Here is a 12,389-nt window from a genome sequence, read left to right on the forward strand (position 1 = left end):
CATCGCGATCCAGAAACGCTTCATCGCCGACGCTGCGCACCAGATGAAAACCCCCGCTGGCCGGAATGCGGATGCAATCCGAACTGGCGGTGCGCCAGGGCGACCAGGACGATGTGCGACGCTCGCTGGAACAACTGGCCAAGAGTTCGGAAACCGCCACGCGCCTGGTCAACCAGTTGCTCTCGCTGGCCCGCGCCGAGAACCAGCAATCGCAATCCGGCATGGTCGCGGTGGAACTGAACGAACTGGCCCGCAGCGTGGTGCAGGACTGGGTGCCGATGTCCTTTACCCAGCGCATTGATCTCGGATTCGAGCAGCCCGACCATCCCATCCTCATCACTGGCAACCCGGTGATGCTGCGCGAATTATTGTCCAACCTGCTGGATAATGCCCTGCATTACACACCACACGATGGCAATGGCCGCGTCACCGTGCGCGCCCGTACCGATGAAGGCGGCGGGCTGGCCATCCTGGAAGTGGAAGACAATGGCCCCGGCATTCCAGTAGCCGAGCGCGCCAACGTGTTCGAACGTTTCTATCGCATCCTCGGCACGCCTAGCACCGGCAGCGGCCTGGGCCTGGCCATCGTGCGCGAGATCGCGCAACAGCACGACGCCGTGCTGGAGATCACCCACAATCCGCGCTGCACCGATGCACGCTATCCGGGCTGCGTATTTCGCGTGAGCTTTCGCATGATGCCGCGCACGCCCTTCTTCGACGACCTCACCTGACATGGACCAAGCGCCTCAGCCCATCGACCCCGGCAACCAATGGCACCGCACCCGGCGCATGACGGCCTGGCTGCTGGCGCTGTGGTTCGCAGCCACGTTCTGCTTCATCTACTTCGCCCGCGAACTGGACCGGGTGCACCTGTTCGGCTGGCCGGTCTCGTTCTACATGGCCGCGCAAGGCATGATGCTGATCTACCTGGCCATCGTGGTCATCTACGTGCGCCGGATGCGCCGCATCGAACAACTGGTCAAGCGTGAACAAGGCGAGAGCGGACATGGAGAGTAACCAGAATTTCTTCCGGCGCCTGTGCCGCTACTACGGGTTCTACACCTTGGGCTTCATCGCCTTCCTGTGCGTGCTGGCGCTGCTCGAACGCGAGGGGATGCCGCGCTCGTGGATCGGCTATCTGTTCCTGTTCGTCACCATCGGCCTGTATGCCGGCATCGGCGTGGTCTGCCGCACCTCCGACGTGCCCGAATACTATGTCGCCGGACGCCGCGTGCCGCCGCTGTTCAATGGCATGGCCACGGCGGCCGACTGGATCTCGGCGGCCACCTTCATCAGCCTGGCCGGTGGCCTCTACCTACAGGGCTTCGACGGCCTGGCCTACATCCTCGGCTGGACCGGGGGTTATTGCCTGGTGGCGCTGCTGATCGCACCCTACCTGCGCAAGTTCGGCCAATACACGGTGGCCGATTTCCTGGCGGCACGCTATCCGGGCCGGCCCGGCAGCCAGGGCGCCAACCTGATCCGCATCCTGGCAGTGGCCGCCACCATCCTCATTTCCTTCACCTACGTGGTGGCGCAGATCTATGGCGTGGGGCTGATCACCTCGCGCTTCACCGGCATCGATTTTTCCATCGGCATCTTCCTCGGCCTGGCCAGCATCCTGGTGTGCTCCTTCCTGGGCGGGATGCGCGCCATCACCTGGACCCAGGTGGCGCAATACATCATCATCCTGCTGGCCTACCTGATCCCGGTGATCTGGCTCTCGGCCAAGCACGCCAGCGTCCCCTTGCCGCCGGTGGCCTATGGCGCGGTACTACCCAAGCTCTCCGCACTGGAACACAAGCTGGAAGACGACCCCAAGGAAAAGGAAGTGCGCCGGATCTTCCAGACCCGCGCCGACGACTATGCACAACGCTTGAAGAACCTGCCGCAATCCTGGGCCGACGGCCGGGTGGAAGCGCAGAACCAGGCCGACCAGGTCCGCCGTGACACCCACGCCTCGCTGGCCGAGATCAAGGCGGCCAGCCGCGCCCTGGCGGCCTATCCCAAATCGCCCGAAGAGGCCCAGCGCAAATGGAGCGAAGCGCGCGCTGCCAACCTGGCGCGGGCGCAGCCACCGGTATCGCAGACCGAGCCCTTCCCCGGGCGCGACAAGTCCAGCTCGGACATCAAGCGCAATAATTTCCTGGCGCTGGTGTTTTGCCTGATGCTGGGCACGGCCGCGCTGCCGCACATCCTGATGCGCTACTACACCACGCCCACCGTGGCCGGTGCGCGCAGCTCGGTGTTCTGGACGCTGTTCTTCATCATGCTGATCTACCTCACCGTGCCAGCCCTGGCGGTGCTGGTGAAATACGACATCTATACCTCGCTGGTGGGCAGCAGCTACAGCCACCTGCCGGACTGGGTGTATTACTGGGCCAACATGGACAAGCTCAATCCCCTGGTCTCGATCAATGACTTGAACCGTGATGGCGTGGTGCAACTGGGCGAGGTTTCCATGGATGGGGACATCATCGTACTGGCCATGCCAGAGATCGCCGGCCTGCCCTATTTCGTCTCGGGCCTGGTGGCCGCAGGCGGACTGGCCGCAGCCCTGTCCACCGCCGATGGTCTCTTGCTGACCATCTCCAACGCGCTCTCGCACGACATCTACTACAAGGTGGTGGACCCCAGCGCCTCGACGCAAAAGCGCGTGACCATTTCCAAGTTGCTGCTGCTGGTGGTGGCTTTGCTGGCGGCCTATGCGGCCTCGCTCAAGCCAGGCGACATTCTCTCGATGGTCGGCGCGGCCTTTTCATTGGCGGCCTCCACGCTCTTCCCGGCGCTGGTGCTGGGGGTGTTCTGGAAGCGCGCCAACCAGCCCGGCGCGGTGGCCGGCATCGTCTGCGGATTCCTGATGTGCGTGTATTACATGCTGCACACCAACCCTGCCTTCGGCGGCAGTGCGACAGGACAGTGGTTCCACATCGCGCCGATCTCGGCGGGCATCTTCGGCGTGCCGGTGGGCATGGCCGCGATGGTCATCGTCAGCCTGCTGACGCCGCCACCGGATGAGGCCACCGTCGCGCTGATCGACCACATCCGCACCCCCTGACAGGCGCGCGGCGCAGGCTTCAGATCGACAATTGCAAACCCCGCGCCTCTTCGCCTGGCAACACCGTCACAGCCACCTGCATACTCTGCTGGCCACCGCCGATCAAGACCCCGCGCAAAGGCGAGATGTCGAGGAAATCGCGCCCCCAGCCCAGCGTGATATGGCTGGTATCGGGGAAGATGCCATTGGTGGGATCGGCATCGATCCAGCTCCCCTGCGTGCCATCGACGCCGGGGCAATACACCGACACCCAGGCGTGCGAGGCATCGGCCCCGATCAGACGTTCCTGTCCCGGTGGCGGTTCGGTCAGCAGATAGCCACTGACGTAGCGCGCCGCCAGACCAATGGAGCGCAGGCAAGACAGCATCAGGTGCGCAAAGTCCTGGCACACGCCACGGCGGTTGACGAACACCTCGGTCACCGGCGTGGAGACCGTGGTCGCCGCAGGATCAAACGTGAATTCCTCATGGATGCGCAACATCAACTCGCGCACCCCTTCCACCACCGACATGCCGGGCCCGAAGCACTCGGCCGCGTAACGGATGAATTCGCGCTTGATGCGCACGTGCGAGGATTCGAACAGGAAGTTGGAGGCTTCCAGCATTCCCGGCGCCATCAGTTGGCCGCCGTGATAGGCCATCAGCGTGACCGCCTCATCCCAGCGCATGACTTCCTGCGGCTGACCGCGCGGGGTGAGCGCGACCCAGGAGTCGGCCTGCACATCCAGGCTGGTGTGGTCGGTATCCAGCGAAAAGGTCTTGATGACGTTGCCGAAATTGTCTTCGTAGCTGCGCACCAGGTGCGGCGCGGGCAGCACATCCACGGTGTGCGACAGGCAGTGCTGCCAGGGCAGCTCGCGTGGCGTCAGGTGCAATACCTGATGCGACAGCCGCACCGGCAGCGAATACTGGTAGGTGGTCTGGTGGTGGATGCGATAGACGTGGCGCTCGCTCATTTCGGGCATCGGGCTCATCTCACACCCCCTGGCTGACCGGTGCGGTCAGCGGCGTGAAGTAGTGGCGCGACAGGTCGTCGGAAAGCATATAGCCACCGCTGACCGCATCGCGCATCAATTGCGTCAGGCGGGCATTGGCCTGTTCCACGTTGGGATGATCGTGGGCGAACTCGTTGAGGTTCATCGCCTCCAGCTGGCTCGACAGGTGAGTAGGAATGCTCATGCTGAGCAAACCCAGTTGCTGCGCGATCTCGTTGATGTACTGCTGCAACATGCGGAACTGATAGGCCATGCCATGCGGATTGCTCACATCGAACACCAGCAGGTGCAATACCGGCAGCCACTCCGGCGTGCGCCGGTAGCGCACGCGATAGGTGACGATGCTGCTGGCCGCCTCCAGCAGCCAGGACAGCGCGGCCGTCTGGCGCTGCGGCGGCAGACGCAAGAAGTTGTCCAACAGCGTGGCCATATTGGCCATGCGCTCGATATGACGTCCCACCATCAGGAATTGCCAGCCAGCGTCGCGCGTCATGTCGTCCAGCGCATGACCGGCCAAGCCCGAGCAGGCATCGATCACATTGCCTAGCACCTGTTGCGCGGCTGCCGGCGTGTTGATGCGTTCCTGCACCATGGCCGGCATCTTGGTCAGGGCGTGCCAGTTGTCCAGCGACAGGTGTTCGCGCACCTGGTAGGCGGCATTGGCGAGCTGGCGCAATTGCGTGGCGACGCTCACCGGCGCCGAGGGATCGACCACCGCCGCCTGCAAGCTCTGCTGCAAGCCGGTGATGGTGGGCCGCGGTTCGGACTTGGGCATCTGCACCCCCAACTGGCTACATATCCACGACACGCTGCCCAACATGCCGCGACTCTCGCTCTGGCCATCCATGGTGTATTGCAAGGTGGTGCGCAGCAAGCGGGAAAGATTCTTCACCCGCTCCGAATAACGTCCCATCCAGAACAGATTCTCGCCCGAGTGGGAAGAGACATCGACGGTGCCCTTGATGAGGGTGACGTTTCTTTCATTTTGCCCCTCCTCAGCACCAACCCAGTCGGGGCGCTCTTCTTCGCGCAGCACCCAGACATCCTTGCTGGTGCCGCCCTGCTGCATCGAGACCACGTCGCGCCGCTGACGTGGCGCCACGCGTGTGAGTCCGCCCGGCATGACCTGGTAACCGCCTTCGCCATCGGCCACCGCAAACACGCGCAGGCTGATAGTGCGGTTCATCAAGCGATAGTCGCCACTGCGCGACATCACCGGCGCCTGCGACAGGCGCACCCATTCCTGGGCGGCATAGGCGTGCGGTTGCAATTGCAGGCTTTCGATCAGGCGCCGGCGCGCCGCACCGGTGAGCGTATGACCGAATACCGGCTGCATCCGCATCGAAGAAAACGCCGGCACGATCACCAGTTCATCGATGTGCGCCAGGGTATAGTCGAGCGCCGGTTTTTCCCCACACCACCAGGAGGCTACCGAAGGCAACAGCAGTGACTCGCCATACAGCCGTTCATTGATGGCCGGCAGGAAGCCATGCAGCGCCGTCGATTCCAGCACGCCGCTGCCCAGCGAATTGGCGATGACCACATTGCCCAGACGCGCGGCCTGGGTCAGACCCGGCACGCCCAGCGCTGAATCGGCGCGCAACTCCAGCGGATCGCAATAGTCGTCGTCCATGCGGCGCAGAATAGCGTGGACCCGACGCAGACCATTCAAGGTCTTCAGGAACACCTGGTCGCTGCGCACCGTCAGGTCCACCCCTTCCACCAGCGGGAAGCCCAGCGTATGGGCCAGGAAGGCGTGTTCGGAATAGGTTTCGTTATAGGGGCCGGGCGTGAGCAGCACGATCAGCGGCACCTCGCCCTGGGCCGGCGCCAGGCGCGTCAACATCGCGCGCAGGGTATGGAAGTAGCGGTGCGGTGACTCCACGTGCATGTCGCGCAAGGCCTCGGGCATGGCGCGCGCCATGATCTGGCGATTTTGCAGCGCATAGCCGGTGCCGGACGGACCTTGCGTGCGGTCCGACACCACCCACCAGGTGCCATCGGCCGAACGCGCCAGGTCGATCGCATAGGCGTGCAGGTGTACCCCACCCGGTGGCTGCCAGCCATGACAGGGCATCAGGTAACCATGCTGGCCGAACACCAGCGCAGGCGGCAGCAGGCCTTCGGCGATCAGGCTCTGGGGCCCGTAGATATCGGCCAGGAGGCCATTCATCAAGCGCGCACGCTGGGCCACGGCGCGCTCCAGGAAATCCCATTCCTCCGAGGACACCAGATGCGGCAACAGATCCAGTTCCCACGGCCGGTTGGCGCCCTTGGGGTCGGCATAGACGTTGTAGGTCACGCCATCCGAAGCGATGGCATCGCGCACCTCGGTGGCGCGCCGGCGCAACATCTCCGGCGAGAGGTTTTCAAGCTGGTCAATCAGCGTTCGCCAGTGCGGGCGCAGGCGGCCGTCGGCCGCCAGCATTTCGTCGTAACGATCGCTGGCTACCGGATAGCTTTCCAGTAGACGCTGGGACATAAGTGTTTGGCGACCGGGCTGCGCGTGCGCAGGGGACGTTTCCCATGCGGCGCGACACGCAAGCGGCTGCGTGTCGCGCCGGGAACGGCGCCCGGCTCAGTTTTAGAAGTAGCGTAAGTCTAACGTAAAAGGAAACTCGATAGACGCACGCGCCGGGCTGACCTGCAATTTTCCCGGGGTATGGTTCATGCGGAAATAACGCGCCAGGCGACGGCTCTCGGCCTCGAAGGCATTGACCGGGAAGGTTTCGTAGTTGCGACCGCCCGGATGCACCACGTGATACTGGCAACCACCGAGGCTACGGCCATTCCAGGTATCGACCAGGTCGAAGGTCAGCGGTGAATCCACCGGGATGGTGGGGTGCAGCGCCGACGGCGGTTGCCAGGCCCGGTAACGCACGCCCGAGACGAACTGGCCGACCGTGCCGGTAGCTTGCAGCGGCACCGAAACACCATTGCAGGTCAGCACGTAGCGGTCCGAGGCCATGCCGGTGATCTTGACCTGCAGCCGCTCCAGCGAGGAATCCACGTAGCGCGCGGTACCGCCACCGGTGCTTTCTTCACCCAGCACGTGCCAGGGTTCGAGCGCCGTGCGCAATTCGATCTGCATCCCCTTGACCGCGTAGTCGCCGATCTTGGGGCAGCGGAATTCCATGTGCGGCGCGAACCACTCGGCGCGCATGGGATAGCCGGCCTCGTTCATGTCGGCCATCACATCGGCGAAGTCCTGCTCGATGAAATGCGGCAGCAGGAAGCGGTCATGCAGCTCCGTGCCCCAGCGCACCAGGCGCGCCGGCTTGTAGGGCTCTTTCCAGAAACGCGCCACCAAACCGCGCAACAGCAGTTGCTGGGTCAGGCTCATGCGCGCGTGCGGCGGCATCTCGAAGGCGCGCAGTTCCAGCAGACCGAGACGACCGGTGGCGCTGTCGGGCGAATACATCTTGTCGATGCAGAACTCGGCGCGGTGGGTGTTGCCGGTCACGTCGATCAAGAGGTTGCGCAACAGGCGATCCACCAGCCAGGGCGGGCAATCGCCACGGGCCACCTGCTTGTCCATTTCGGTGAAGGCCAGTTCGATTTCCACCGTCGAATCATTGCGCGCTTCATCGATGCGCGGCGCCTGCGAGGTCGGGCCGATGAACATGCCCGAGAACAGGTAGGACAGCGAAGGGTGATTGTGCCAGTAGGAGATCAGACTACGCAGCAGATCGGGGCGGCGCAGGAAAGGTGAATCATTGGTCGTGATGCCGCCCAGGACCATGTGATTACCGCCCCCGGTGCCGGAGTGGTGACCATCGAGCATGAACTTTTCTGTGGTCAGGCGCGAGGCGCGCGCGGCGTCGTACAGGTGGGTGGTCTGCTCGACCAGTTCGCTCCAGTTGTTGGCCGGCTGGATGTTGACCTCGATCACGCCAGGGTCGGGCGTGACGCTGAACTTGCGCAGGCGCGGATCGTGCGGCGGCTCGTAGCCTTCCAGCAGCACCGGCTGCTTCAGTTCCTCAGCCACCGATTCGATGGCGGCCACCAGTTCCAGATAATGTTCCAGTTGCGACAGCGGCGGCATGAACAGGTAGAACACGCCATTGCGCACCTCGGCGCACAGCGCGGTGCGGGTGATCCAGTTGGCCGATTCGAAGGCGGCCGGTGCAGTGTTGGCTGCGCTGGCCACACTGGCCACACTGGCGGCCTCGCCCTTGCCCTTGCCGGCGCCAGCGATGGCCGCAGCCATGCTGGCCGAGGCGTCCTGGCGTCGCGCCGGTTCCTGCGGACTGCCCAACTGGCGACGGATCTCGGCGCTGCTGGGCAACGGCCGGAACGCCTGGGTCGGATCGGCCGGATAGCTGGCCGGGTACTCGCCCTCTTTGACCCACGGCAGCGAATCCAGCGGCAGGCGATAGCCCAGCGGCGAGTCGCCCGGATACAGATAGCAGCGCTCGCTGCGCAGGAACCAGGCCCCACTCTGCCAGCCACGCCCATCATCGCGGCGTGCCAGCGGCAGCACGTGACCGACCGCGCTTTGCAGGCCCTGGGTGAAGACGCGCATGAGGCGTTCGCGTTCCTGTTTGTCGTCCACCCGCGAATCGAAGGGATCGACATTGCCCGGCAAGCGGCGCTCGCGCCACATGTAGTAGAACACATCTTCATAGGCCGGGAAGACGTTCTTGCCATCGACCTGCAGGCGCTGTGCCACGCGATGCAGGAAATGGCTGGTGACGATCTTGTCCGCCACATTGGGCTTGGTTTCGTCACCGATCAAGGCCGGGTTCAGCCAGATCGGTTCGCCATCGCGACGCCAGTAGCAATTGAGCGCCCAGCGCGGCAACTGCTCGCCCGGATACCACTTGCCCTGACCGAAGTGCGGCAGGCCCTGGGCCGCGTACTTGTTGCGCATACGGTGATAGAGCGCAGCGGCCAGGGGCTTCTTGGTCGGGCCCATGGCGGCGGTATTCCATTCCGGTTCATCGGGATGGTCCAGCGAGACGAAGGTGGGCTCGCCGCCCATGGTCAGGCGCACGTCATTGGCGGCCAGGTCGGCATCGATGGCATGACCCAGTTGTTCGATCTCGGCCCATTGTTCTTCGGTATAGGGCTTGGTCACGCGCGGCGCTTCCCAGATGCGCTTGACCGACATCAGGTGTTCGAACTCCACCTCGCAAGGATCGACCAGGCCACTGACCGGCGCAGCCGAGGCGGGCTCGGGGGTGCAGGACAGTGGAATATGACCTTCACCGGCAAACAGGCCCGACGTCGGGTCCAGCCCGACCCAGCCAGCACCGGGCAGGTAAACCTCGCACCAGGCGTGCAGGTCGGTAAAGTCGGCCTCGGGACCGGAAGGACCGTCGAGCGACTTCTGGTCGGCCGTCAACTGGATCAGATAGCCGGAAACGAAACGCGCCGCCAGGCCCAGGTGACGCAGCAACTGCACCAGCAACCAGGACGAATCGCGGCAGGAACCGGACTTCAGTTCCAGGGTTTCTTCCGGTGTCTGCACACCCGGTTCCATGCGGATGGTATAGCCGATGTGCTCAGCCAGCTTCTGGTTCAACGCCACCAGGAAGTTGGCGCTGCCGACCTTCTCGCGCGGGATGCTGTCGAGGAATTCCTTGAACAAGGGCGACAAGGGCAGCTTCTGCCGATAGGGCATCAGTTCGTTCTGCAAGTCCTCGGCGTACTCGAAGGGGAATTGCTCGGCATACGGTTCGAGGAAGAAATCGAAGGGATTGATGACCGACATCTCGGCCACCAGGTCCACCTCGATCTTGAACTCGGTGGTCTTTTCCGGGAACACCAGGCGCGCCAGGTAGTTCGATTCCGGGTCTTGCTGCCAGTTGATGAAATGCGGCTGGGGCGATACCCGCAGCGAATAGCTCAGGATACGGGTACGACTATGCGGGGCGGGACGCAAGCGGATGACTTGCGGCCCCAGGTGATGGCACGGTCGTAGGTGTAAGAAGTGACATGGTTCAGGGCCACGTGGATCGACATGGAATTCCTTTACGAAAAGCAAATGATCAAGCGCGGGGCTTGGTTGTTGGCGACATGCAGACAGCAATGTCATGCATACCTTGTTTTTTCTACGCCTTATTACCTTCCTGGTGAAAACTTAATCTTGCGATCCGGAAAACTAAGTTTTCTTCCATCATAAACACACTGCCAATGGCATCACCGATGATGCATATTAATGAAATCCCGCAGGCGCGGATAGATTTCATTTTCCCAGCGCCGCCCGTTGAAGACGCCGTAATGCCCCACTGCCGTCTGAACATGGTGCATCCGCATGTAGGGCCGGATGTTGCTGCACATTTCCTGTGCGGCCACGGTCTGGCCGACGGCGCAGATGTCATCCTTCTCGCCTTCGATGGTAAAGAGCGCGGTGCGGCGGATGGCGCGCGGGTTCACCAGGTGCGGCCCATAGCTCAGCTTGCCCAGCGGCAGCGCATGTTCCTGGAACACCAGGCGCACCGTTTCCAGGTAGAACTCGGCCGGCAGGTCGGACATGGCGAAATACTCTTCGTAGAAATCCTTGATCTGCGCCGCCTGCGCCTCCTCTCCCTCGACCAGGTGATGGTAGAGCTTGCGGAAGGCCTCGATGTGGCGGTTCAGGTTCATGTTCATGAAGGCGCTCAACTGCACGAAGCCCGGATAGACGCGCCGCCCGCCCCCGACATGACGGGCCGGCACGGTGCTGATCATGTTCTTCTCGAACCAGGCCATGGGCTTGCTCTTGGCCAGGGCATTGACGGCGGTCGGATTGACCCGGGTATCGAGCGGCCCGGCCATGAGCGTCATGGTACGCGGCTGTGCCGGATGATCGGCCTCGGCCATCACGGCAGCGGCGGTCAGGGCGGCCACCGTAGGCTGGCATACCGCCAGCAGATGCGTACCCGGCCCCAGCACATCGAGAAAATCGATGACGTGGGAAACGTATTCATCCAGACCGAAGCGACCATGCTCTATGGCAATGTCACGCGCATTGCGCCAGTCGGTGATGTAGACGTCATGGTCGCGCAGGAGCGTCTTGACGGTGCCGCGCAAGAGCGTGGCGAAGTGGCCCGACATGGGCGCCACCACCAAGACCTTGGGTTGGTTGACGGCATTTTCCTTGCGGAAATGCAGCAGGCCACAGAAAGGCGTGCCGCTGATCTCCTCTTCATGCACCGTAATTGTGCGCTCGCCATCGACCATCTCGCCTAGCCCGAAGGGTGGCCGCACATGGGTCAGTTGGGTGCGGGCAAACACCTCGCAGGCCGAGGCCATCTTGCGCAGGTAGGGATTGACCGGCACGCCGGGCCAGGTGGTTCCCAGCAGGGGCGCCATCAGGCGGGCACAGGCCCGCAGCGGATCGGTGGCGTCGGCGTAGTTCTGATAGAGCTGATAGGTATTGATCATGAAAAGGCCGCCCTCGGGAGTGTCTCTTTATTGGGTTCCTAGACTGCCGCTCGCCTGCTCATCGATGCAATTGTCATGCCACTGATGGGTTGGCGCGCCCTGCTCTGGTTCTCGCGAGCTGGCACAAGCTTTGCAAGTAAAACGCTGACATGCCGGTTCAGCGGCCTGTCCCTGCCCTGATGCGCAGACAGGGTGGAGCAAGATGATGAAATGATGAACAAGACACCGCCGCTCACGCGGTAGCGTGCCCAAAGTCAACCTGCACAAAACAGATAAAGGACTGACATGCCTAAGACGACTTTGCGCATCACCAGCAAGAACTACTCCTCGTGGTCCCTGCGCGGCTGGCTCATGGCCAAGTTCGCCGGACTCTCCTTCGAAGAAGACATCGTGCCGCCGGACGACCCGTCGGCACGGGCAGAGATCCTGCTGCTGTCTTCCTCCATCCTGGTACCGAGCCTGCACCATGGCAACGTACTGGTATGGGATACGCTGGCCATTGCCGAATATCTCAATGAAATCCGCCCCGGCGCCAAGCTGCTGCCGGCCGACCTGGCCGCCCGTGCGCATTGCCGCTCGGTGTGCGGCGAAATGCATTCGGGCTTCTCCGCCCTGCGCGCGGCGCTGCCGATGAATCTCAAGGGTCACTTCCCCAACTTCAAGGTGTGGTCGCGCGCCGAAGCCGACATCGTGCGCATCACCACCATCTGGAAGGAATGCCTGGCCAAGTATGGCGGGCCCTTCCTGTTCGGCGAACAGCGCACCATGGCCGATGCCATGTATGCCCCGGTGGTGACGCGCTTCATGACCTATGACGTCAAGCTGGACCCCATCTGCACCGCCTATGCCAAGCGCATCATGGCCATGCCGGAGATGCAGCAGTGGATCATGGCGGCGAAGAAGGAACCGGAGGATATCGACGAACTGGACGGGAATTCTAGGGCGCAGCCACGCTACGCAGGAAAA

General features: G+C 63.1%; 6 protein-coding genes and 2 pseudogenes. 4 read left to right on the top strand and 4 right to left on the bottom strand.

Annotated features, from left to right (window positions below; genetic code table 11):
- From I5W_RS06010 to I5W_RS06020, 3 genes and pseudogenes are all read left to right on the top strand, one after another.
- A pseudogene (locus tag I5W_RS06010) lies at positions 1-731 on the top strand (sensor histidine kinase); the annotation flags it as partial.
- A 1-nt stretch (position 732) separates the two neighbouring features.
- The gene (locus I5W_RS06015; RefSeq protein ID WP_044528561.1) at positions 733-1,017 is read left to right on the top strand and encodes a DUF4212 domain-containing protein; all 285 of its coding nucleotides are present in this window, start codon (positions 733-735) and stop codon (positions 1,015-1,017) included.
- Positions 1,007-3,058 carry a sodium:solute symporter family protein gene (locus I5W_RS06020; protein ID WP_044528562.1) on the top strand — a complete coding sequence of 684 codons (2,052 nt, stop codon included), beginning with the start codon at positions 1,007-1,009 and terminating at the stop codon, positions 3,056-3,058. Before I5W_RS06015 ends, I5W_RS06020 begins: the two co-directional genes overlap by 11 nt.
- A 19-nt stretch (positions 3,059-3,077) precedes the next feature.
- Here the strand turns inward: I5W_RS06020 and I5W_RS06025 are convergent, their stop codons facing one another.
- The 4 genes and pseudogenes from I5W_RS06025 to I5W_RS06040 all read right to left on the bottom strand — a co-directional run bounded on the left by I5W_RS06025 (position 3,078) and on the right by I5W_RS06040 (position 11,423).
- Positions 3,078-4,022: a transglutaminase family protein gene (locus I5W_RS06025; protein ID WP_083893472.1), complete on the bottom strand. Its 945-nt coding sequence runs from the start codon at positions 4,020-4,022 to the stop codon at positions 3,078-3,080.
- Between the two features lie 10 nt (positions 4,023-4,032).
- On the bottom strand, positions 4,033-6,534 hold the full coding sequence (locus I5W_RS06030) for a circularly permuted type 2 ATP-grasp protein (protein ID WP_017455229.1): 2,502 nt from the start codon (positions 6,532-6,534) through the stop codon (positions 4,033-4,035).
- A gap of 102 nt (positions 6,535-6,636) precedes the next feature.
- Positions 6,637-10,019 (bottom strand): annotated as a pseudogene (locus tag I5W_RS06035) (transglutaminase family protein).
- Between the two features lie 177 nt (positions 10,020-10,196).
- The gene (locus tag I5W_RS06040; protein ID WP_044528563.1) at positions 10,197-11,423 is read right to left on the bottom strand and encodes a polyhydroxyalkanoate depolymerase; all 1,227 of its coding nucleotides are present in this window, start codon (positions 11,421-11,423) and stop codon (positions 10,197-10,199) included.
- A gap of 285 nt (positions 11,424-11,708) precedes the next feature.
- Between I5W_RS06040 and I5W_RS06045 the strand changes: the two genes are divergently transcribed.
- The coding region (locus tag I5W_RS06045; RefSeq protein WP_083893473.1) for a glutathione S-transferase family protein at positions 11,709-12,389 on the top strand (681 nt) is incomplete at its 3' end.

The sequence above is a fragment of the Herbaspirillum sp. B65 genome (assembly GCF_000333555.1).
GTDB lineage: Bacteria > Pseudomonadota > Gammaproteobacteria > Burkholderiales > Burkholderiaceae_D > Herbaspirillum > Herbaspirillum rubrisubalbicans.